Source organism: Streptomyces sp. TP-A0874 (genome assembly GCF_001748085.1).
Taxonomy (GTDB): domain Bacteria; phylum Actinomycetota; class Actinomycetes; order Streptomycetales; family Streptomycetaceae; genus Streptomyces.
Genome location: NZ_BBZK01000007.1, coordinates 389,378 through 410,454, shown reverse-complemented (window position 1 = coordinate 410,454; position 21,077 = coordinate 389,378). Strand labels below are relative to the sequence as shown.

The window sequence follows — 21,077 nt, the reverse complement described above, 5'->3', positions numbered from 1 at the left end:
CTGCCGCCCCAGTTTCATCGGGCTGTCAGACGCCTGTCACAGGCCTGTCACAGGCGTAGGCCCGGTCCGGCTGTCGAACTCGAAGGCCTCTTGGGCCAGAATGACCCCCGTGCCTTCCCTGTTGCTGATTGAGGACGACGACGCCATCCGTACGGCCCTCGAACTCTCCCTGACCCGCCAGGGCCACCGTGTGGTGGCCGCGGCGACGGGCGAGGAGGGCCTGAGCCTGCTGCGCGAGCGCAGGCCCGATCTGATCGTGCTGGACGTGATGCTTCCGGGGATCGACGGGTTCGAGGTGTGCCGCCGGATCAGGCGCACCGACCAGCTGCCGATCATCCTGCTGACCGCGCGCAGCGACGACATCGATGTCGTGGTGGGGCTCGAGTCCGGGGCGGACGACTACGTGGTCAAGCCCATCCAGCCGCGGGTGCTCGACGCCCGGATCCGCGCGGTCCTGCGCCGCGGCGAGCGGGAGTCGAACGACGCGGCGGCCTTCGGCAGCCTGGTCATCGACCGGTCGGCGATGACCGTGACCAAGAACGGCGAGGAGTTGCAGCTGACGCCGACCGAGCTGCGGCTGCTGCTGGAGCTGAGCAGGCGGCCCGGGCAGGCGCTGTCCCGGCAGCAGTTGCTGCGGCTGGTCTGGGAGCACGACTACCTGGGGGACTCCCGGCTGGTCGACGCCTGTGTGCAGCGGCTGCGCGCCAAGGTGGAGGACGTGCCGTCCGCGCCGACGCTGATCCGCACCGTCCGCGGCGTCGGCTACCGGCTGGACGCCCCGCAGTGACCAGACGCCCCGGCCGGGTCCTGCGTTGGAGCGGCGGACTGCTCCGGCTGACGAGCCTCCGGCTGCGCCTGGTGGCCGTCTTCGCCCTCGTCGCGCTGACCGCCGCCGTGTCCGCCTCGGGCATCGCCTACTGGCTCAACCGGGACGCGGTGCTGACCCGCACCCAGAACGCCGCGCTCAACGATTTCCGCAAGTCCCTCGCCGACAACGCCGGCTCGCTCCCGATACGGCCGCCCTGCGGGCAGCTGAAGGCCGCCGCCCACCGGATGGCGGGCACCACCCAGCACTACGAGGTGCTCCTCATCGACCGGCAGGAGAACGGCAGCGACTGCGCGGCGCCCTCCAAGGCGGCGAAGTTCTCCCTCCGGACCGTTCCCCGGACGCTGCGCATCGCGGTGAACAAGCGGCGTTCGGCCGATGACGACGGCGGGGACGGACTGCCCTACCACCTGTACTGGCAGCGGATCGTTCTCGACGACGAGCCGTACCTGGTCGGCGGGGCCAAGGTGATCGGCGACGGCCCGACGGGCTACATGCTGAAGTCGCTCGCCTCCGAACGGGACGATCTGAACTCGCTGGCCTGGTCGCTGGGGATCGCCACGGCGCTGGCGCTCATCGGCTCGGCGCTGCTCGCGCAGGCCGCGGCTTCGACGGTGCTGCGCCCGGTGCAGCGGCTCGGCGAGGCGGCGAGGCGGCTGGGCGAGGGGAAGCTCGACACCCGGCTGCAGGTCTCCGGCACCGACGAGCTCGCCGACCTTTCACACACCTTCAACAGCGCCGCCGCCTCCTTGGAGAAGCGGATGGAGGTGCTGAGCGCCCGGGAGGAGGCGAGCCGTCGCTTCGTCGCCGACATGTCACACGAGTTGCGGACCCCGCTGACCGCGATCACCGCGGTGACGGAGGTGTTGGAGGAGGAGTCGGACAACCTCGACCCCATGATCGAGCCCGCGGTGCGGCTGGTGGTGGACGAGACCCGGCGGCTGGGCGACCTGGTGGAGAACCTCATGGAGGTCACCCGCTTCGACGCCGGCACCGCCCGACTCGTCCTGGACGACGTGGACATCGCGGACATGGTGACGGCCTGCATCGACGCCCGCGCCTGGTTGGACGCGGTCGAGCTCGACGCCGAACGCGGCATCGTCGTCCGGGTCGACCCCCGCCGGCTCGACGTCATCCTGGCCAACCTGATCGGGAACGCGCTCAAACACGGCGGCTCCCCGGTGCGGGTCTCGATCCGCACCGACGCGGAGTCGCTGCGGGTGGAGGTCCGGGACCACGGCCCGGGTATCCCGGAGGAGGTCCTGCCGCACGTCTTCGACCGCTTCTACAAGGCCAGCGCCTCCCGGCCGCGTTCCGAGGGGAGCGGCCTCGGCCTGTCCATCGCCGTGGAGAACGCGCACATCCACGGCGGCGAGATCACCGCGGCGAACTCGCCCGAGGGAGGCGCGGTCTTCACCCTGCGACTGCCGTTGGACGCCTCCCCACTCGAACTCGGGCCGACCCGGAACGACCAGAAACAGGACCCGCAGTGAACACCCCAATCCGACGCCGAAGGCCGCAGCGCTCGGGCCGGCTGGTGGCCGCCGCGGCCTCGGCGCTCCTCCTGGCCACGGCGGGCTGCGGGATACGCGGCACGTCGATGCCGGTGGACGCCGGCCCCGCCCCCTCCCGGGTGTCCTGCGACACGCCCGAGGACGACCTCTCGACCCCCCTCCCGCCGAAGGAGGCCCGGATCAAGGTCTATCTGGTGTGCAGTGCGCAGCTGCGGCCGGTGCCGCGGGCGGTGCGGCTCCCCGAGACCGGCTCCACCGGGCAGGAGCGAATACGGACCGCGCAGACCCTGCTGGCCACCCTGAAGGACCGCCTCACCGAGGATGAGGACCGCGGCGGCTTCACCTCCGAGGTACCGCTCGACCTCGCGGTGGCCGGCCCCGCGGAGCAGGACCCGCCGGGTACCCTCCGCCTGAACCGGCTGCCGGACGATCTGCCGCCCTACGCACTGGGCCAGCTGATATGCACCCTCAGCGGCACGGCCGCCTCGGCGGACGGGTCCACGGTGGTGCTCGGCGGCCCCGATGACAGCGCTCCGGAGGAGTACTCGTGCAGCGAGCAGCTCCGGTTCCACCCGGAGACGGCCGCGTCCCTGGGGCGGTCGGTGGGCTGACCGGCGTCCGGCGGTTCGGAGAGTGACCCGCGCAACAACAGGTTCCGCGGTGGCGCAGGAACCGGCGGCTCCGCGGAGGGCGTCCATGTTGGCGTGCAGCGTCATGGCTCCGGCGATAGTGCCACCTTCCACTTCCGCGCGGCGGGCTCCGTCTTCCTCCTCGCGCATCTGCTGTTCGTCGGCTGGCTGACGCTGCGGCCACTGTCGGTGCCGTGGGTGACGGCGACGAATCTGCGCCCGCTCGCCACCATCCAGGCGGAGCTGGAGCTGGGCCCCTGGACCGCGCTCCGCCACCTGGGCGGGGATCTGCTGCTCCTGGCACCGCTCGGCGTGCTGCTGCCGATGGCCGCCGGACGGCTGCTCAACCGCGGGCCGGCCCTCTTCCTGCGCACCGTGCTGCTCGGCGCACTGGTGTCACTCGGCACGGCGGTACTCCACGTCAACGTCGCGGGCCGGACCTTCGACGTGGACTCGCTTCTGCTGAACACCGCCGGGGTGGCGCTCGCCCACCTGCTGCTCATCCCACCGGCCCGGGCCTGGTTCCGGGCACGGCTGCGCCGCTCGGAGCAGCGCGGCGGAGCCCGCTCCCGGGAGGAGCCGGCCGGCGAGGCGACGACACTGCCCAGCATCGGGCTGGCCCCCTGAGCGCGCCCCGGCGACAGCGCGCGGGCACGGATCGGCGCCCGGCGGCGGATCCGCCACCGATCCTCCAGAATGGATGACGGAGGACGGAAAGCGACATTTCCCCTGCGGTTGCCGAAGGAGCCCTCATGACTGCTCTGGCCCGTCCGAGAGAAGGCCGCATGATCGGCGGTGTCTGCTTGGCGCTCGCGGAACGCTTCGACGTTCCCGTCACGACGGTACGGGTGGCCTTCCTCGTCTCGTGCCTGCTGCCGGGGCCACAGTTCCTGATCTACATCGCGCTGTGGATCCTGCTGCCCTCCGAGCGGCGGTGAGGCGGCGAGGGTGAGGCGGCGACGACGCCCCCGCCGCAGCTCAGGCCTTCGCCAGCTTGGCGAGTTGCTTGTCCAGCAGGGACTGGGGCAGATCGGCCGGCTTACCGTCGGCGCCGCTCCCGACGAAGACCGCCACGGTCGAGCCCGCGCGTGCGACGACCACCTTCAGCGCCCACTCGGAGTCCTTGCCGTCGACCGTCGCGGTGTACGCCATGGTCTCGTCACCCGTGGTGTGCGCGTCGGCCGGGCTGATCTCGCTGTACCGGCTGGTCTCCCCTTCGGCGGAGACCTCGAAGCCGTCGGCGCACTTCGGCACGGCCGCCTTGAGGTCGCGGAGCAGTTCCACACTTCCGCCGCGGGTCGCGAGGAGTGCCACGGACACCGACTGCCCCGGCTTGGCACCGGCCACCGGCCGTAGCGTCCTACGGGTGACGTTCCGGGTGTCCTTGATGGGCCGCTCGACGCCGGCCACCAGGATCGAGGCGCACTCAGCACGGTCGGCCTTTGCCTTGGGGGCCGGCCGCCACTCCGCCTCCGACGGCTCGTCCGCGTCGCCCTCCTCGCCCTCCGTCTCGTCCTCTTCGGCCGCTCCCGGGGGCTCCACCGTGAAGCCCTTGAGCTCTCCCTCGGCGATGATGGCCTTCTCCAGCTGCGCGGTGCTCAGCACCGGCCCGCTCTCCTTCAGCCCGTTCCGGGCCCGGTCGGCCTCCGCTCCGGGCTCCTCGCCGGAGTCCGAGCCACCGCCACAGGCCGCGGCCAGGAGCAGCGCCGGAACGGCGAGGAAGACCCGGAGCCTCGATGCCTTGTTCCGCATGTGCAAGTTCCCCCAGCGTGTCTGCGCGCTTGACCACTGACGTGATCGTGGCACACCACGCTACGGGGAGCGCATCCGGATCCGGATGCGCTCCCCGTACGATCGGTCCGGCCTGGCGGCCGTCCAGTGCCCTCAGCCGAGCAGGCCGCCCACCGGAAGACCCCCCAGCAGCCCGCCGAGCAGTTCCTGCGGCCCTCCGCCCTGCCCTCCGAGCAGTCCGTCCAGCGGCCCGGCCGCCGGCAGCCCGCCGTTCTCCTGCTGGGCGGCGGGCAGCAGGGCATCGGTGGCGCTCCCCGGCGTCGACTGGCCCTCGCCCAGCGCGCTCGCCTCCCCCACCGGCAGGGTCTTGTTCAGCTCGGCCGGCAGCGTGCGGACGGTGTCGGCGGGTGCTGCTGCGGCTGCGCCGGCGGCGACGATGGTGAAGGCGGCACCGAGAGCGGCGGCACCCAGAATCCTGACGGTTCCCTGCTTCATCGAACGACATCCTCGTAGTGGGGGATACGGAGCGGCGCCACGGCCAGCACTCCGACCAGAGCGTGACCGTGGATCACCGAACGTAGTCATACGTCTCGGTATGCCGCAAACATCCGCCTTCCCGGCGGCGGCCGCAGGGAGTCGGGCCGCCACCGCCCGGCGTCAGCTCTGCGCGCCCCCGGAGTCGCTGGTCACAGCGGTCCGCCGGAACAGCCAGGCCGATTTCAGTTCCGCGTAGCCGGGCTTGATCACGTTGTTGATCATCGCCAGACGTTCATCAAAAGGAATGAAGGCGGATTTCATCGCATTGACGGTGAACCACTGCATGTCATCGAGCGTGTACTTGAACGTCCGCACCAGGTGCTCGAACTCCGCGCTCATGCTCGTACCGCTCATCAGCCGGTTGTCCGTGTTGACGGTGGCTCGGAAGTGCAGCCTCCGGAGCAGCCCGATGGGGTGCTCGGCGTAGGAGTCGGCCGCACCGGTCTGGAGGTTGGAGGTCGGGCAGAGCTCCAGCGGGATCCGCTTGTCCCGCACGTAGCCCGCGAGCCGGCCGAGCTTGACGCTGCCGTCCTCGGCGACCTCGATGTCGTCGATGATCCGGACCCCGTGCCCGAGCCGGTCCGCCCCGCACCACTGGAGCGCCTGCCAGATGGACGGCAGCCCGAAGGCCTCACCGGCGTGGATGGTGAAGTGGTTGTTCTCCCGCTTGAGGTACTCGAACGCGTCGAGGTGCCTGGTGGGCGGGTAGCCGGCCTCGGCGCCGGCGATGTCGAAGCCGACCACTCCCTGGTCCCGGTACTGGTTGGCCAACTCGGCGATCTCCAGCGCCCGGGCGGCGTGCCGCATGGCGGTCAGCAGCGCACCGATCCGGATCCGATGGCCGCTCTCCCAGGCCCGCCGCTCCCCTTCCCGGAAGCCCTCGTTGACCGCCTCCACGACCTCCTCGAGGCTGAGGCCGCCCTCCAGGTGCTGCTCGGGGGCGTACCGCACCTCCGCGTAGACGACGCCGTCGGCCGCGAGGTCCTCCGCGCACTCCGCGGCGACCCGGAACAGCGCGTCCCGGCTCTGCATGACCGCACAGGTGTGGGCGAAGGTCTCCAGGTACCGCTCCAGGGACCCGGAGTCCGCGGACTCACGGAACCAGCGGCCCAGTTCTCCGGCGTCGTAAGAGGGGAGGGCGCTGTAGCCGGACTGCTCGGCCAGCTCCACGATGCTCGCCGGCCGCAGGCCGCCGTCGAGGTGGTCGTGGAGCAGGACTTTCGGCGCTCGGCGGATCTGCTCACTGTCCGGGGTGGGGAGAATCTGGCTCGTCATCTCCGGAACTCTACCCTCCTACGCGCGTAGATCACCTCCCCGCGGAGCCGATACGGAAAGGTGATCGACGAGTGCGGTGTGGTCTCGACCACCTTCTGAGATCGTTTGCCCATGGCTGAGCGAGCAGTGCCGACGGCGGCGGCCCGGTTGGGCCGGCCACTGGGGGACGTGGTGAGCGCGGACGGGGTCCGCGGCGTGGTGCTCCTACTGCCCGGCGGGGAAGCCGCCGGCACCCGACCGCCCTCCGCTCTCGCCCTGGCCGCCGCCCGCCCGCTCGCCCGCCGACTGGCCCGGGCCGGCCGCGAGCACGGTCTCGTCGCCCACGTCGTCCACTACCGCCACCGCGGCTGGAACGCCGACCACCCGGTGGCCGACGCCGCCTGGGCCGCCGACGAGGTCGCACGGCGCTACGGCTCCGTCCCCGTCTGCCTCGCCGGTACGGGCATGGGCGCCCGGGCCGCGCTCAGAGCGGCGGGGCACGCCTCGGTCCGCTCGGTACTCGCGCTGGCCCCCTGGCTGACCGCCGGCGAGGAGCCGGTGAAGCAGTTGGCCGGCCGGCGCGTCCTGATCGCCCACGGCACCGACGACGAGCGGACCGACCCGGAGTTGTCCTACCGGCTCGCGGAGCGCGTCAAGAAGATCAACCAGGACGTCTGCCGCTTCGAGATCCACACCGACACCCACCGGCTGCGCCGGTACCGCTCGGAAATCGCGGCGCTGGCGGCCGACTTCGCCCTCGGCAGCCTCTTCGGCCGCCCCTTCTGCCGACCGGTGTCCGATGCCCTGGCGGCCGCTCCGCCGCTGGGCCTCCGCATGCCGCTGGCCCAGGGTTTCGGCACCACGCTGCACGGCTGAGGCACGCTCAACGCGGCAGCAGCCGACCCCGCCTGGAGAGCAGGAACTGCTTGAAAGCCGCCACCGGCGGGGTGTCCGGATGCCCGTCCAGCCACGCCACCCCGATCTCCCGGACCGCCCGCGGCGCGGTAACCGCCAACTCGACCACCCCCGGCCTCGGCGCCGTCGGCGGCGGCAGCAGCGCGACCCCGAGGCCGGCGGCCACCAGGCCCCGCAGCGTCTCCGCCTCCTCCCCCTCGAACGCGATCCGCGGGGCGAACCCGGCCTCCCGGCAGAGCGCGTCGGTGATCCGCCGCATCCCGTAGCCCGGCTCCAGGGTGACGAAGGACTCCTCGGCCGCCTCCGCCAGCCGCACCCGCTTGCGGCCGGCCAACCGGTGGTCGTCCGGTACCACCAGCCGCAGCCGCTGCTCGTCCAGCCGGCGCGCGACGAGATCGGGATCCTCCGGCAGCGGAGAGGTGAGACAGAGGTCCAGACTGCCCTCGCGCAGCCGCTGGAGCATCGCCTCACCGTAGTTCTGGATGAGTTGGAAACGGATGCGCGGGTGCTCCGCCCGGAAGGCCCGGATCAATCCGGGCACCATCTCCGATCCGAGGGTGTGCAGGAAGCCGAAGGCCACCTGCCCGCCGGCCGGGTCCGCGTCCGCCCGCACCTTCTCGGCCGCCCGCTCCACCTCGGCCAGCGCCCGCTCGACCGAACCGAGGAAGGTACGCCCGGCCGGGGTGAGTGAGACGGTGCGGCCGTGGCGGGCGAAGAGCGCCACCCCGAGGTCCTCCTCCAGCCGCGCCATGCCCCGGCTCAGGGTGGACTGCGGCACACCGAGGTCGCCCGCCGCACGGGTCACGTGCTCGTGCCGGGCCACCCCGGCGAACTGCGCCAGTCGCGGCGCCAACAGAGCCGACCAGGACTCGGCGTCCAGTTCCGCCCTGGAGCGCGGCCGGCTGTCCCGCACACCGTTCCCCGATGTGGTGGAGTTGTCTTTTTCGTTGCGGTTCAGTGACAGGCCCTTCCGTGAACTGGGATCATGCGCCCTTGGAACGATTATGCCAAGTTCATGCATTGGACGCATGAAACGGCAACCTCTTACCTTCGTCGCATGCCTTCTGTTGATACCGGGGCGTCCACCAGCCATGTGGGCGCCTCCTCCGCCTCCGTCCCTCCGAACGACCCCGAGGCAACCAAGCTGCGCCCGGGCGGCCCCGGCTACCGCCGGATGACCTTCGCCCTCTTCGCGGCCGGAGTCGTCACCTTCGCACTCCTCTACTCCACCCAGGCCCTGCTGCCGGCGATCTCCGCCGGCCTCGGAGCCACCCCCGACCAGGCCAGTTGGACGGTCTCCGCCGCCACCGGCGCGCTGGCCCTCGCCGTACTGCCGCTCAGCGCGCTCTCCGAGCGCTTCGGACGGCGCCGGATGATGACCCTCTCGCTGACCGCCGCCACCCTCGTCTCCCTCCTCATGCCGTTCGCACCGGCCCTCGGCTGGCTGGTCGCCCTGCGTGCCCTGCAGGGCCTCGCCCTCGCCGGTGTCCCCGCCTCCGCCATGGCCTACCTGGCGGAGGAGGTACGGACCCGGGCCCTCGTCGGAGCGGTCGGACTGTTCGTGGCCGGCAACAGCATCGGCGGCATGTCGGGCCGCGTCCTCACCGGCTGGGTCTCCCAGGCGTGGGGCTGGCGGGTCGCCCTGGGCACGGTGGCCGTCCTGGCCGTCATCGCCACCATCGCCTTCCGCCTGCTGCTGCCGCAGGCGCGGCACTTCTCCCCTGCCTCCGCCAGCCCGCGCTCCCTGGCGCGCACCGTCGCCGGACACCTCTCCGACCCGCTGCTCTGCCGGCTCTACGCGATCGGCGCCCTCTTCATGACCGTCTTCGGCGCGGTCTACACCGTGATCGGCTACCGCCTGGTCGGCGATCCCTTCCGGTTGCCGGAAGGCGTGGTCGGATCGATCTTCCTGGTGTACGTGGTGGGCACCGCCTCCTCGGCCGCGGCGGGCAAGCTGGTGGCCCGGCTCGGCCGGCGCGGCGCCCTGTACGCGGCGGTGACGACCACCGCGGCCGGGCTGCTGATCAGCCTCGCGGACTCGGTGACGGCGGTGCTGGCCGGACTGGTGCTGATCACGGGAGGGTTCTTCGCCGGGCACGCCGTGGCCTCCTCCGCGGTGAGCCGGACCGCCAAGCACGGACGGGCGCAGGCCTCGGCGCTCTACCAGTCGGCGTACTACATGGGCAGCAGCCTCGGCGGCACGGTGGGAGCGCTCGCCTTCCACCGTGCCGGCTGGGAGGGGACCGTGCTGCTCGGCCTCGTGGCCGTGCTGGGAGCCGCGGGCGTCACCCTCTACGCGACCCGCCGCGCCATCGTCGAGCGGCGGGCCAAGGTCACCGAACGGGCCCCGGTGCTCTCGGCCGGCTGAGCGCGGGCGAGCCTGCGCGGCGGATGGCTGCTTGGCGGTGGGTTGCTATTGCTGCTGGTGGGTTGCCGGGTGGGTGGTGCGGGGGCGGGTCCTGCGTGGGTGGGGGTGCCGCGACCGTCTATTTACGGGGCCGTCCGGGCCGGTGGGCAGCCTCTCGGTTGGAGAGCCCCGCAAATACACGGCAGCGTCCCGGCACCCCCACCCACTCCGGCCCCACCCCCTCCCGCCGTCGTCCGGCCGCTCCTTGGCCGATCCGTCGCACTCCCAGAACAGGCGGCTCCTCGGACCGCCACCGGCCTCTCGGTCCGAATCTGGGGGAAGTCGATGACGGAATCACCCTGATCGACGCGCGGGAACTGCCCGAGGACCGGATCGACGAGTCCCTCGCCACCGGCGGGAGCGCGTCGGCCTCGTCCACACCGCGCCCGGTTTCCGCAACGCGACCGCAGACTGCTGCACTGGGAGACAGACACGACGGCAGGCACGGACTTCCGAAAGGGCATGGGCTCGACGCCCACACGACCCTGAAAGTCCATGCCTGCCGTACGCTCCGGCCCCGCATCAGTACGACACGCTCAACATGTGACTACGCCGAAGTCCTGTGCGTGACCCCGCAGGTTCTTGCGCCCGTCACCAGTCCTTGCAGGCGGTCCCAAAGATCTGTTGGTTGTCCATACGCTTGATCGACCCGCAGCTTCTGATTCCGACTCCGCCCGCGTACGTGGCGTTGATGCTGAATTTGTGGGTGCAACTGTTACCCGTGCTGCTGCCGCCGCAGATCATCGTGTACGTCTTGGTTGGCGAGGTGGTGGCATAGTAGACGAACTGGTACTCAGCGGGACCTTGGAGTTCCGGGACCCCGTGGATCGTAACCGAGTCGACCTTGTAGCCGCTGCCGAAAATGATCATTTCGACGTTGCCGTCCCGGACCGCGGTGTCGGCGGATGCCGGTGCGGATGCCAGGGCCGCCATCGCCATTGCTCCGATGACGGTACCGATCAGTCGCTTGGCCTTCAATTGCCCACCTCTCGGTTGACCATCAGACGCCGCTTCTCATGAAGGGGCTCGACGAAATTGGACAGTACATGACCGTGCCGGTTTGGGCAGCCGGCAATGGACGAATTCTGGACGCCTTTTTGGCCGCGCCGCTCCGCAGCCGCCGGTCATATGCCTCTGGAATGCCTGCAGTCCTTCCACATGGCCAACCGAGTCCGATTACTGACACATGGTCGCGTTGGGCAGGTTCCGACACAGGACAGGCGTGGACATCCGCAATCGTGGAATTCTCCACGCTCTGCAATCCGGAGAGCCCGTGCGTGCCGACTTCTCCGACCTCTCTTGTTTTGATCAGATCAGACCGCATTCGGAAGATTCGGGGCACAGCCTGCCTCACTACCATTTTTGGAAAAGCAGAATTCCGAGCGGCCGGGCCCTCGATCAGGTGACCCGATAACCCGACGCCCTGAGCACTGTCGGCGATCCGCCCGTGGCGCACCATCCCCGTTGGCGGCACTGCGTCAGGTTTGCGCACTGCACAGCGGAGGGGCATCCGGGTCTGCGCATAACGGGATGTTCCGCAGCGCCGAGATACCGTAGTCGCCATCGTGCACCTGCCAAAAATGACGGGACAACCCTTAAGGTGCGGAGGTGGCTTCAGACAACTACCTCTCGGACCTGTTCTCCCTGGACGGCCGGACCGCTGTGGTGACCGGCGGCAGCTCCGGCATCGGACGCGCCATCGCCGGTGCACTCGCCCGCGCGGGAGCACAGGTCGTGATCGTTGCGCGCAGGGAGACGGACCTGGTCGACGCCGTCGGCGAACTCGTGGCCGACGGCTGTCAGGCGGCCTGGGCGAGTGGCGACCTGAGCACCCGGCAAGGCGTTCGCACGGTGGCCGAGGAGGCCGTCGCCGTGTTCGGCGAACCCGACATCCTAGTCAACTCGGCGGCGATCAACCTGCGGCCGCCGATGGGCGAGCTGAGCGAGGAAGTATGGGACACCACCATGGCGGTGAATCTGGATGCCCCCTTCCTGCTCGGGCAACGCTTCGGTCCCGGGATGGCCGAACGAGGATTCGGACGCATCATCCACATCACCTCCCAACAGGCCCACCGGGCGTCGGTCCAGAGCGGCGCCTACGGGGCCTCCAAGGGTGCGTTGGAGTCACTGGCGCGTTCTCAAGCAGAGGCATGGTCGCCCCACGGTGTCACCTGCAACACACTCGTCCCGGGTTTCGTGAAGACGCCGCTCAACGCCCGGCTGTCGGGCGACCCCGGGAAAGTGGCGGAACTGGCCGCGCGCACGCTGGTGGGGCGTAACGGTCTGGCGGAGGACTTCGCGGGCGCCGCGGTGTTCCTCGCCAGTGCGGCCTCGGCGTATGTCACCGGGCAGTCGATCTTCGTCGATGGCGGTTTCTCGGTTCACTGAGTGCCCTCGTACCCGGCCAGCATCACCCCACCAACCGACGAGGGTCGGTGGATCAGAAGCCAATTCCCCGAATGCCTGCTCATCGACGCGAAGGAGCCGAGCACCCGGCTGTCGACCGCGGGTGGGAGAGCCGCCGCACTGGCCAAGGAGGCATGACGGCCGGACCGGGGCAATTTTTAACGACGGGACGGCGGGACCGGGGCACGACGACGGGACCGAGGCGGGACGACGGGAGGGGGTGGCGCCGGAGTGGGTGGGGGTGCCGGGACGCTGCCGTGTATTTGCGGGGCTCTACAACCAGAAGGATGCCCACCAACCCGCACGGCCCCGTAAATAGACGGTCGCGGCACCCCCACCCACGCAGGAGCCACCCCCGCACCACCCACCCCGCAGGAGCCACCCACCACCAGCAGCAAGCAGCCCCAGTGGAGGGTGGGTTACTCGTTCCTCAGGCGAGGCGGTCCAGAACGATCGGCGACGGCCGGAAATCCGTCCCGGCCGGGGCGATCCGCACCGCGTCGGTGAGCGCTTCGACGGCCAGCGGGAACCTCTCCGGGGTGTCCGTGTGCAGGGTCAGCAGCGGCTGCCCCGCCGTGACCGGATCGCCGGGCTTGGCGTGCATCTCGACCCCCGCCCCCGCCTGCACCGGGTCCTCCTTGCGCGCCCGCCCCGCGCCGAGGCGCCAGGCCGCGACCCCCACCGCGTAGGCATCGAGCGTGGTGAGCACTCCGTCGCTGTCGGCGGTGACGACGTGCTGCTCCCGGGCGCGTGGCAGCGGTGCGTCCGGGTCGCCGCCCTGGGCGCTGATCATGCGGCGCCAGTGGTCCATCGCCGAGCCGTCGGCGAGGGCCTTCTCGGGGTCGGCGTCCGGGAGCCCGGCCGCCGTGAGCATCTCGCGGGCCAGCGCCAGGGTGAGCTCGACGACGTCCTCGGGCCCGCCGCCGGCGAGCACCTCGACGGACTCCCGGACCTCCAGCGCGTTGCCGGCGGTCAGCCCCAGCGGGGTGGACATGTCGGTGAGCAGCGCCACGGTGCGCACCCCGTGGTCGGTGCCGAGGCCGACCATGGTGGCCGCGAGTTCCCGGGCGTCCTCGATGTTCTTCATGAAGGCCCCGGAGCCGACCTTCACGTCCAGGACGAGGGAACCGGTGCCTTCGGCGATCTTCTTGGACATGATGCTGCTGGCGATCAGCGGGATGGCTTCGACCGTGCCGGTCACGTCGCGCAGTGCGTAGAGCTTCTTGTCCGCGGGCGCGAGTCCGTCGCCGGCCGCGCAGATGACGGCACCGACGTCGCGCAGGACGCCCATCATCTCGTCGTTGGAGAGGAGTGCGCGCCAGCCGGGGATCGACTCGAGCTTGTCGAGGGTGCCGCCGGTGTGGCCGAGGCCGCGGCCGGAGAGCTGCGGGACGGCTGCGCCGCAGGCGGCGACGAGCGGGGCGAGCGGGAGGGTGATCTTGTCGCCCACCCCGCCGGTCGAGTGCTTGTCGGCGGTGGGGCGGGTCAGTGAGGAGAAGTCCATCCGCTCACCGGACTCGATCATGGCCGCAGTCCAGCGGGCGATCTCGCCCCGGTCCATGCCGTTGAGGAGGATCGCCATGGCGAGCGCGGACATCTGCTCGTCCGCCACCTCGCCTCGGGTGTAGGCGTCGATGACCCAGTCGATCTGGGCGTCCGTCAGCCGGCCCCGGTCGCGTTTGGCACGGATTACGGAGATGGCGTCCATCAGTTCTTTCCCTGGCGGTTGAGGTCTTCGGCGCCGAAGGCGTCCGGCAGCAGTTCGCTGAGCGGGCGGATCCCGCTGGCGGTGTCCATGAGCAGATCCGGCCCGCCGTGTTCCCACAGCAGTTGTCGGCAGCGCCCGCAGGGCATCAGCAGGCCCCCGTCGCGTCCGCAGCAGGTGAAGGCGGTGAGTCGGCCGCCGCCGGAGGCCACGAGTTCCGAGACCAGACCGCACTCGGCGCAGAGCGCCACCCCGTAGGCGGCGTTCTCGACGTTGCAGCCGCTCACCGTGCGCCCGTCGTCGACCAGTGCGGCCGCTCCCACCGGGAAGCCGGAGTAGGGGACGTAGGCGCGGGTCATCATGGATCGAGCCGCCGCGCGGAGCGCGTTCCAGTCGACGGTCACTTGCCCTGGCCCTTCCGGTAGGCCTTACCGATCGCGGCAGGGAGGCGGAGGCGCTGCGCGAAGAGGGCGAGCACGAGCAGCGTCGTGATGTACGGCGCGGCGCGCACCAGCTCTCCGGGCAGTTCGTCGGTCATCACATACCAGAACACGAGGACGGCGCCGATCCCGGCATTGACGGCGGCGATCGCGTAGCGCTTCCGGTACAGCTTCCACACCGCCAGGCCGAGCGTCACGACGGCCAGCAGGAGCAGCAGCGCGTGCAGCGAGGAGCCGCCGCCGCGGAGTTGGAGGGCGTCGGTGAAGCCGAAGAGCCCGGCGCCCATGGCGAGCCCGCCGGGCCGCCAGTTGCCGAAGATCATGGCGGCTAGGCCGATGTAGCCCCGGCCGCCGGTCTGCCCCTCGTTGTAGATGTGGATGGAGACCAGCGAGAGGAAGGCGCCGCCGAGCCCGGCCAGGCCGCCGGAGATCAGGACCGCGGCGTACTTGTAGGTGTAGACGTTGACGCCGAGGGACTCCGCGGCCGTCGGGTTCTCTCCGCAGGAGCGCAGGCGCAGGCCGAATGACGTGCGCCAGAGCACGAAGTAGCTGCCGACGATCAGGCCGACGGCGAGGATGGTGATCAGCGAGAGGTCGGTGACCAGGCCGCCGAGGATCCCCGCGGTGTCCGAGATCAGGAACCAGTGCTTGCCCTCGATCGTGGCCAGCCCGTCGGAGAGGCCTGGCACCGTGACGGTGGGCAGCGCCTCGGAGGCCGGTGACTGGCGAGGGCTGCCGCCGCGGGCGGCAGCCTCCGGGGTGGTGAAGCTGATCTTGGCGAGGTACGAGGTGACCCCGAGCGCCAGGATGTTGATCGCCACACCGGAGACGATGTGGTCGACGCCGAAGGTGACGGTGGCGATGGCGTGTATCGCGCCGCCGAGGACGCCGCCGAGCACTCCGGCGAGCAGGCCTATCCAGGGGCTGGTCTGCCAGCCGGCCCAGGCGCCGAAGAAGGTGCCGAGGATCATCATGCCCTCGAGGCCGATGTTGATGACCCCGGCCCGTTCGGCCCACAGGCCTCCGAGACCGGCCATGCCGATCGGTACGGCGAGTTGGAGCGCGCCCGCCACCAGGGCGGAGGAGGTCAGCGTGTTGGTGCCGGCGACGGCACGTACCGCGGAGAGGGCGAGCAGTCCGGCGGCGACGATGAGCAGGACCATCGCCGGTGACAGCTTGCGGCGTCCGCTCGTTCCCGTGTTGGGGAGCTGCTTCACCGTGGTCGTGGCGCTCATACCGTCGCCTCCTGCTTGTCCTTGGTGGCCAGGGCCTGTGCCGCCAGCTCGGCGCCGACCTTCTGCTGCTGTCGTTTGAGCCCGTAGCGGCGGACCACCTCGTAGGAGATGACGACGCACAGCACGATGGCGCCCTGCATGATGCCGACCAGCTCGCGGTCGTACTCCTCGAACTCCAGCTTGCTGCTGGTGCGTTCGAGGAAGCCCCAGAGCATGGCGCCGATCGCGATGCCCACCGGGTGGTTGCGGCCGAGCAGCGCCACGGAGATGCCGGTGAAGCCGATCTCTGTGGGGAAGTTGTTGCCGTAGGAGAAGCTGTTGTTCAGCAGGATGGGCATACCGACCAGGCCGGCCATGGCGCCGGAGAGGACCATGCTGGTGACGACCATCCGCTTGACGTCCACCCCGCTGGCCTGGGCCGCCGGTTCGGAGGCTCCCACGGCCCGCAGGTCGAATCCGAAGCGGGTGCGGCTGAGCACGAACCAGTAGGCGAGGCCGGCGAGCGCGGCCACCACGATGAAGCCCCAGAGGGTGCCGCCGGCGGTCTCGATCTCGAAGAAGTGCGCGGACTCGGGGATGGGGTGGGTGGAGACGGTGGTGCCCGCCTCGTCCAGCTCGCCGAGCCTGCCGTCCTTGAGGAAGTAGACGATGATCGAGGTCGCGATGAAGTTCAGCATGATCGTCGTGACGACCTCGCTGATGCCCCGGGTGACCTTGAGGAGTCCGGCGAGCCCGGCCCACATGGCGCCGACGGTCACCGCGACCAGCATGATCATGAAGATCTGCAGCGGCCCCGGGAGGGTCAGGGCGCCGCCCATGGCGGCGGCGAAGAAGGCTGCCAGCCGGTACTGCCCGTCGACACCGATGTTGAACAGGTTCATCCGGAAGCCCAGGGCGACGGCGAGACCCGCGAGGTAGTACGTGGTGGCCTTGTTGAGGATGTACACCTGGCTGTCGGCCTTGACGCCGTAGTCCAGCATGATGGCGAAGGCGTTGAACGGCTGCTTTCCGGTGGCCAGCAGCACCAGCGCGGTGATCAGGAAGGCACCGAGCAGCGCGAGGAGCGGGGCGGCGATGCCCAGGACCAGCCGGTCTCCGGCCTTCTCCCGCAGGGCGGTCAACTTGTTCATGAGTCCTCTCCCCCGGCCGCCGGGGCGTCGGCGCCCGCTTCGGACTGGTCGAGGTGGCCGGTGCTGGCGCCGGTCATGGCGCTGCCCAGCTCCTCCGGGGTGACGGTCGCGGGGTCCGCGTCGGCGGTGAGCCGGCCGCGGTACATGACACGCAGCGTGTCGGACAGGCCGATCAGCTCGTCGAGGTCGGCGGAGATCAGCAGGACGGCGAGGCCCTCCCGGCGGGCCTGCCGGATCTGCTCCCAGATCTGGGTCTGCGCTCCGATGTCCACACCGCGGGTGGGGTGAGCGGCGATCAGCAGCTTGGGGGCGTGGCTCATCTCGCGGCCGACGATGAGCTTCTGCTGGTTTCCGCCGGACAGCGAGGCGGCGGTGACCTCGATCCCGGGCGTGCGCACGTCGTACTCCTCGACGATGCGCTCGGTGTCCTGGCGGGCGGCCTTGGGGTCGAGCAGCCCTCGGCGGCTGTTGGGGGGCTCGGTGACGTGGCCGAGCATGCGGTTCTCCCACAGCGGCGCTTCCAGCAGCAGCCCGTGGCGGTGGCGGTCCTCGGGGATGTACCCGAGGCCGCTCTCCCGCCGGGTGCGGGTCGGCGCCCCGGTGATGTCCTGGCCGTCGAGGACGATGCTGCCGGAGTCCGGATGCCGGATGCCGACGATCGCCTCGACGAGTTCGGACTGGCCGTTGCCCTCGACCCCGGCGATGCCGAGCACCTCGCCGCGGTGGATGGTGAAGCCGATCTCGTCGAGCACGGTCCGCTCGGTGCCGTCGGAGTCGGTGGCGCAGAGCCGGAGGGCGTCGATGGAGAGCACCGGCACGTCGGTGACGGTGGACTCGCTGGTCTGCGGCGAGGGCAGTTCGCTGCCCACCATCAGCTCGGCCAGCTGCTTGCTGTTGACGCTCCCCGGTTCGACGGAGGCGACGGTGGTGCCGCGCCGGATCACCGTGATCTCGTCGGCGACGGCCAGCACCTCGCCGAGCTTGTGGGAGATGAAGATGACGGTGAGCCCTTCGCTCTTGAGCTCCCGGAGGTTCTCGAAGAGCGCGTCCACCTCCTGCGGGACGAGGACGGCGGTGGGCTCGTCGAGGATCAGGGTGCGGGCGCCCCGGTAGAGCACCTTGAGGATCTCCACCCGCTGCCGGTCGGCCACTCCGAGGTCCTCGACGAGGGCGTCGGGGCGCACCCCGAGCCCGTAGGCGTCGGAGATCTCCTTGATCCGGGCGCGGGCCCTGCCGGCGATGCCGTGCCGCTTCTCGGCGCCGAGCACGACGTTCTCGAGGACGGTGAGGTTGTCGGCGAGCATGAAGTGCTGGTGCACCATGCCGATGCCGCGGGATATCGCGTCGGCCGGGGAGTGCATGTCGACGGTCTCCCCGTCGATCGCGATGGTGCCTTCGTCGGGGCGCTGCATCCCGTAGAGGATCTTCATCAGCGTCGACTTGCCGGCGCCGTTCTCACCGATGAGCGCGTGCACGCTGCCGCGTCGCACGGTGATGTCGATGTCGTGGTTGGCGACCACTCCGGGGAAACGCTTGGTGATCCCGCGAAGCTGGACGGCGGGCTGTTCCGCCGCTGCGCCGGTCGCTGTCTGAGGGGCGCCGGTCGGGGCGCTGGAGGCTTGAATGGCGCACTCCTCGTCGTGGGGAGGGACACGTCTGGGCCCGGGGACCGGAGGCGCGTCCGGCGCGCCTCGCCCCCGGGCCGGTGTGGTCGGCGGCGGCCCGGGAGGGGCTGCCGCCGACCGCCTGGTTACTTCGCGGGGGTGGTCGGGACCTTGATCTCGCCGTTGGCGATCTTCTCGCGGGCGGCGTCGATGTCGGCCTGGATGTCCTTGAGGTGGTCGCCGGTGGTGGCCAGCTTCACCCCGTCCTCGGCGAGCGAGAACGACCGGGTGCCGGTGATCGGCTTGCCGTCCTTGACACTCTTGACCATGTCGAAGACCGCGACGTCCACGTTCTTCATGGCGGAGGTCAGGATGCGGTCCTTGTAGTCGGCCAGCCCCGGGTCGATCGCCTGGTCGGAGTCGACGCCGATGGCCCAGGCGTTCTTGTTCTTCGCCTTGCCGACGGCCTCGATCACACCGGAGCCGGAGCCGCCCGCCGCGTGGTAGATGACGTCGGTGCCGCGGGCCAGCATGCCCTGGGCCGTCTGCAGGCCCTTGTCCGGCATACCGAACCCGGCCTCGTCCTCGGCGAGGAACTCGGAGGTGACCTTGGCCTTCGGGTCGGTGTCGGCGACGCCCTTCTCGAAGCCCGCCTGGAACTTCAGGATCAGCGGGTTGTCGGTGCCGCCGATGAACCCGATGTCACCGCTCTTGGACTTGTGGGCGGCGGCCACACCGGCGAGGTAGGAGACCTCCTGCTCGGCGAAGACGAGCCCGGCGACGTTCTTCGCGTCGACGGTGGAGTCGACGATGGCGAAGTTGACGTCCGGGAACTTCTTGGCGACCTTCGCGAGGGAGGGCTGGTAGGCGAAGCCGACGCCGATCACCGGGTTGTAGCCCGCCTCGGCCAGCTGGGTCAGCTTGTCGACCCGGTCGGCCTCGGTGTCGCTGGTGGTGGCGGTGAGCTCCTTCACCTCGGCCCCGAGCTCGTCCTTGGCCTGGTCCAGGCCGCGGGCGGCGGAGTCGTTGAAGGAGTGGTCGCCACGGCCGCCGACGTCGTAGGCGACGCCGACCTTGAGGCCGTCGGAGCCCTTGGAGTCGCTGTCCGTGGACGAGGCGCCGCAGGCTGCGGTGGTGGACGCGAGGGCCGCGGCGGCGAGGGCCGCGACAGTGATCTTGGATACCCGGCGCAAGAGGACTTCCCCTTCGGACGAAAGCGCCTCTTTCGGCGCTGGTTTTCGCCAGATCGTAACGCGCGTAGATGCCAAGATTCTCCGGCCGTTATCGGATCGTCGCGAAGCTCTGCGCGACAGCGACCGTCCGCTTACGGACGGTGCCCGTCGAGCAGCGCGGCGGCGGTGAACAACTCCACTCCGACCTGCACCGCACCCTCGTCGACGTCGAAGTCGCCGGCGTGCAGATCACCGCGGACGGCCTCGCCCACCGGACGCACACCGAGCCGGACCATCGCCCCCGGCACATGCTCCAGGTACCAGGAGAAGTCCTCTCCGCCCAGACTCTGCTCGGTGCCCTCGACGGACAGCGGGCCGCGCCGCACGCTCATGGCGTCGTACAGCAGCTCCGTCACCGCGGGCTCGTTGACGACCGGCGGCACGCCCCGGATGTAGTTGATGGTGGCCTTGGCCCGGTGCACGGCGGCCAGCTCGTCGATCGCCTCGTGGACGATGTCCGGGGCCGACCGCCAGGAGGGCAGGTCCAGGCAGCGGACGGTGCCGGAGAGTTCGGCGTGCTGCGGGATGACGTTGCAGGCGTGGCCGGCCTCCAGCCGCCCCCAGGTGACGGCGAGCCCGGACCGGGCGTCGATCCGGCGGGCGACCAGGGCCGGCACCTCGGTGGCCACCTTGGCGGCCGCCATCACGAGGTCGGTGGTGAGGTGCGGGCGCGCACTGTGCCCGCCCGGGCCGTCCAGCGAGACCTCCAGCCGGTCGCAGGCGGAGGTGATCGGGCCGGTCCGCAGGCCGATCTTGCCGACCTCGACCTTGGGGTCGCAGTGCACGGCGATGATCCGGCCGACGTTGTCCAGGACGCCGCACTCGATCGCGTCTGTGGCTCCGCCCGGCAGCACCTCCTCCGCCGGCTGGAAGATCAGCCGGACGCGGTGCGGCAGCCGCCCCTGTTCGGCCAGTTCGGCGAGGACCAGCCCGGCTCCCAGCGCGGCCGTGGTGTGGACGTCGTGGCCGCAGGCGTGCGCCCGGCCGGAGACCTTGGAGCGGTAGGGCACGGTCTTGGTGTCCGGGATCGGCAGCGCGTCGATGTCCGCCCGGATGGCGAGGAAGGGGCGGGTCCCGTCCCACGGGCCGATGTCGCAGATCAGCCCGGTACCGGAGGCGAGCACGCGGGGCTCCAGGCCGGCCTGCTCCAGCCGCGCCTTGAGCGCGGCGGTGGTCCGGAACTCCTGGTTCCCGAGCTCGGGGTGCATGTGCAGGTCCCGGCGGAAGGCGATCAACTCGTCCCGGAGGGCTTCGGTCAGCAGGCCGGGCACGGCGGACTCGGCGGTCGGCCGTTCGGCGGCGAAGACAGTGGCGGACCGCTCGGCCCCGGGAGCGAGGGACATCAACTGGTTCACCCTGTGCAGGTTACGGGCCTGGACCTGCCTCTTGTCTGGCGATCAACAAAATTTCAGCCCCCCGAGGGACGAAAAAATCTTGCAGACGGCGCATGACTCCCCTCTGGGTTGGGTATGACCCGTTGCTTACCCTCCTCCTGACCTGCATAGTTATGCC

Annotated in this window: 20 protein-coding genes; 8 read left to right on the top strand and 12 right to left on the bottom strand. The window is 70.6% G+C overall.

Going from position 1 to position 21,077, the window contains the following annotated elements; genetic code table 11:
- The first annotated feature begins 109 nt into the window (after nt 1–109).
- The 5 genes from BGP73_RS14125 to BGP73_RS14105 all read left to right on the top strand — a co-directional run bounded on the left by BGP73_RS14125 (nt 110) and on the right by BGP73_RS14105 (nt 3,907).
- On the top strand, nt 110–787 hold the full coding sequence (locus tag BGP73_RS14125; RefSeq protein WP_069814814.1) for a response regulator transcription factor: 678 nt from the start codon (nt 110–112) through the stop codon (nt 785–787).
- A complete protein-coding gene (locus BGP73_RS14120) occupies nt 685–2,319 on the top strand; it encodes a sensor histidine kinase (protein WP_079127527.1) in 1,635 nt (544 codons plus the stop codon). The genes BGP73_RS14125 and BGP73_RS14120 overlap by 103 nt, the downstream gene beginning before the upstream one ends.
- Nucleotides 2,316–2,951 (top strand): hypothetical protein, encoded by a 636-nt coding sequence (locus tag BGP73_RS14115; protein ID WP_139134567.1) that lies wholly within the window; start codon nt 2,316–2,318, stop codon nt 2,949–2,951. Before BGP73_RS14120 ends, BGP73_RS14115 begins: the two co-directional genes overlap by 4 nt.
- A gap of 93 nt (nt 2,952–3,044) precedes the next feature.
- Complete coding sequence (locus BGP73_RS14110) at nt 3,045–3,596, top strand: VanZ family protein (protein ID WP_069814684.1); 552 nt, start codon at nt 3,045–3,047, stop codon at nt 3,594–3,596.
- A gap of 125 nt (nt 3,597–3,721) precedes the next feature.
- Entirely contained in the window at nt 3,722–3,907 is a 186-nt protein-coding gene (locus tag BGP73_RS14105; RefSeq protein ID WP_069814683.1) for a PspC domain-containing protein, read from the top strand.
- A 40-nt stretch (nt 3,908–3,947) separates the two neighbouring features.
- Here the strand turns inward: BGP73_RS14105 and BGP73_RS22685 are convergent, their stop codons facing one another.
- From BGP73_RS22685 to BGP73_RS14090, 3 genes are all read right to left on the bottom strand, one after another.
- On the bottom strand, nt 3,948–4,721 hold the full coding sequence (locus BGP73_RS22685) for a hypothetical protein (RefSeq protein ID WP_069814682.1): 774 nt from the start codon (nt 4,719–4,721) through the stop codon (nt 3,948–3,950).
- A gap of 132 nt (nt 4,722–4,853) precedes the next feature.
- Nucleotides 4,854–5,195 carry a hypothetical protein gene (locus tag BGP73_RS14095; protein WP_069814681.1) on the bottom strand — a complete coding sequence of 114 codons (342 nt, stop codon included), beginning with the start codon at nt 5,193–5,195 and terminating at the stop codon, nt 4,854–4,856.
- A gap of 162 nt (nt 5,196–5,357) precedes the next feature.
- The gene (locus tag BGP73_RS14090) at nt 5,358–6,512 is read right to left on the bottom strand and encodes an adenosine deaminase (RefSeq protein WP_069814680.1); all 1,155 of its coding nucleotides are present in this window, start codon (nt 6,510–6,512) and stop codon (nt 5,358–5,360) included.
- 111 nt (nt 6,513–6,623) lie between these two features.
- On the opposite strand from BGP73_RS14090, the gene BGP73_RS14085 reads away from it, so the two are divergent.
- On the top strand, nt 6,624–7,367 hold the full coding sequence (locus BGP73_RS14085; protein WP_069814679.1) for a dienelactone hydrolase: 744 nt from the start codon (nt 6,624–6,626) through the stop codon (nt 7,365–7,367).
- A 7-nt stretch (nt 7,368–7,374) separates the two neighbouring features.
- Here BGP73_RS14085 and BGP73_RS14080 read toward each other — a convergent pair whose 3' ends face one another.
- A complete protein-coding gene (locus BGP73_RS14080) occupies nt 7,375–8,427 on the bottom strand; it encodes a LysR family transcriptional regulator (protein WP_212732812.1) in 1,053 nt (350 codons plus the stop codon).
- 36 nt (nt 8,428–8,463) lie between these two features.
- Between BGP73_RS14080 and BGP73_RS14075 the strand changes: the two genes are divergently transcribed.
- Nucleotides 8,464–9,774 carry an MFS transporter gene (locus tag BGP73_RS14075; RefSeq protein WP_069814677.1) on the top strand — a complete coding sequence of 437 codons (1,311 nt, stop codon included), beginning with the start codon at nt 8,464–8,466 and terminating at the stop codon, nt 9,772–9,774.
- 630 nt (nt 9,775–10,404) lie between these two features.
- On the opposite strand, the gene BGP73_RS14070 is transcribed toward BGP73_RS14075, so the two are convergent.
- Nucleotides 10,405–10,791, bottom strand: coding sequence for a hypothetical protein (locus BGP73_RS14070; protein ID WP_069814676.1), 387 nt, complete (start codon nt 10,789–10,791; stop codon nt 10,405–10,407).
- Between the two features lie 630 nt (nt 10,792–11,421).
- On the opposite strand from BGP73_RS14070, the gene BGP73_RS14065 reads away from it, so the two are divergent.
- Entirely contained in the window at nt 11,422–12,201 is a 780-nt protein-coding gene (locus BGP73_RS14065) for an SDR family NAD(P)-dependent oxidoreductase (RefSeq protein WP_069814675.1), read from the top strand.
- Between the two features lie 448 nt (nt 12,202–12,649).
- Here BGP73_RS14065 and BGP73_RS14060 read toward each other — a convergent pair whose 3' ends face one another.
- From BGP73_RS14060 to BGP73_RS14030, 7 genes are all read right to left on the bottom strand, one after another.
- On the bottom strand, nt 12,650–13,927 hold the full coding sequence (locus BGP73_RS14060; protein WP_069814674.1) for a thymidine phosphorylase: 1,278 nt from the start codon (nt 13,925–13,927) through the stop codon (nt 12,650–12,652).
- Nucleotides 13,927–14,328 carry a cytidine deaminase gene (locus tag BGP73_RS14055; RefSeq protein ID WP_079127510.1) on the bottom strand — a complete coding sequence of 134 codons (402 nt, stop codon included), beginning with the start codon at nt 14,326–14,328 and terminating at the stop codon, nt 13,927–13,929. Before BGP73_RS14055 ends, BGP73_RS14060 begins: the two co-directional genes overlap by 1 nt.
- Nucleotides 14,325–15,599, bottom strand: coding sequence for an ABC transporter permease (locus BGP73_RS14050; RefSeq protein WP_069814673.1), 1,275 nt, complete (start codon nt 15,597–15,599; stop codon nt 14,325–14,327). Before BGP73_RS14050 ends, BGP73_RS14055 begins: the two co-directional genes overlap by 4 nt.
- Entirely contained in the window at nt 15,596–16,729 is a 1,134-nt protein-coding gene (locus BGP73_RS14045; protein ID WP_069814672.1) for an ABC transporter permease, read from the bottom strand. Before BGP73_RS14045 ends, BGP73_RS14050 begins: the two co-directional genes overlap by 4 nt.
- A complete protein-coding gene (locus BGP73_RS14040) occupies nt 16,726–18,354 on the bottom strand; it encodes an ABC transporter ATP-binding protein (RefSeq protein ID WP_079127509.1) in 1,629 nt (542 codons plus the stop codon). Before BGP73_RS14040 ends, BGP73_RS14045 begins: the two co-directional genes overlap by 4 nt.
- 125 nt (nt 18,355–18,479) lie before the next feature.
- Entirely contained in the window at nt 18,480–19,526 is a 1,047-nt protein-coding gene (locus tag BGP73_RS14035; RefSeq protein ID WP_069814670.1) for a BMP family lipoprotein, read from the bottom strand.
- A 131-nt stretch (nt 19,527–19,657) separates the two neighbouring features.
- The gene (locus tag BGP73_RS14030) at nt 19,658–20,920 is read right to left on the bottom strand and encodes an amidohydrolase (protein WP_374701144.1); all 1,263 of its coding nucleotides are present in this window, start codon (nt 20,918–20,920) and stop codon (nt 19,658–19,660) included.
- Nucleotides 20,921–21,077 lie beyond the last annotated feature (157 nt).

Bases quoted from the DNA above. Each gene is read 5' to 3' on its own strand.
- BGP73_RS14105 (WP_069814683.1), top strand. From the start codon at position 3,722: ATGACTGCTCTGGCCCGTCCGAGAGAAGGCCGCATGATCGGCGGTGTC.
- BGP73_RS14095 (WP_069814681.1), bottom strand. From the start codon at position 5,195: ATGAAGCAGGGAACCGTCAGGATTCTGGGTGCCGCCGCTCTCGGTGCC.
- BGP73_RS14090 (WP_069814680.1), bottom strand. From the start codon at position 6,512: ATGACGAGCCAGATTCTCCCCACCCCGGACAGTGAGCAGATCCGCCGA.
- BGP73_RS14085 (WP_069814679.1), top strand. From the start codon at position 6,624: ATGGCTGAGCGAGCAGTGCCGACGGCGGCGGCCCGGTTGGGCCGGCCA.
- BGP73_RS14060 (WP_069814674.1), bottom strand. From the start codon at position 13,927: ATGGACGCCATCTCCGTAATCCGTGCCAAACGCGACCGGGGCCGGCTG.
- BGP73_RS14045 (WP_069814672.1), bottom strand. From the start codon at position 16,729: ATGAACAAGTTGACCGCCCTGCGGGAGAAGGCCGGAGACCGGCTGGTC.
- BGP73_RS14075 (WP_069814677.1), top strand. From the start codon at position 8,464: ATGCCTTCTGTTGATACCGGGGCGTCCACCAGCCATGTGGGCGCCTCC.
- BGP73_RS22685 (WP_069814682.1), bottom strand. From the start codon at position 4,721: ATGCGGAACAAGGCATCGAGGCTCCGGGTCTTCCTCGCCGTTCCGGCG.
- BGP73_RS14080 (WP_212732812.1), bottom strand. From the start codon at position 8,427: ATGCATGAACTTGGCATAATCGTTCCAAGGGCGCATGATCCCAGTTCA.
- BGP73_RS14050 (WP_069814673.1), bottom strand. From the start codon at position 15,599: ATGAGCGCCACGACCACGGTGAAGCAGCTCCCCAACACGGGAACGAGC.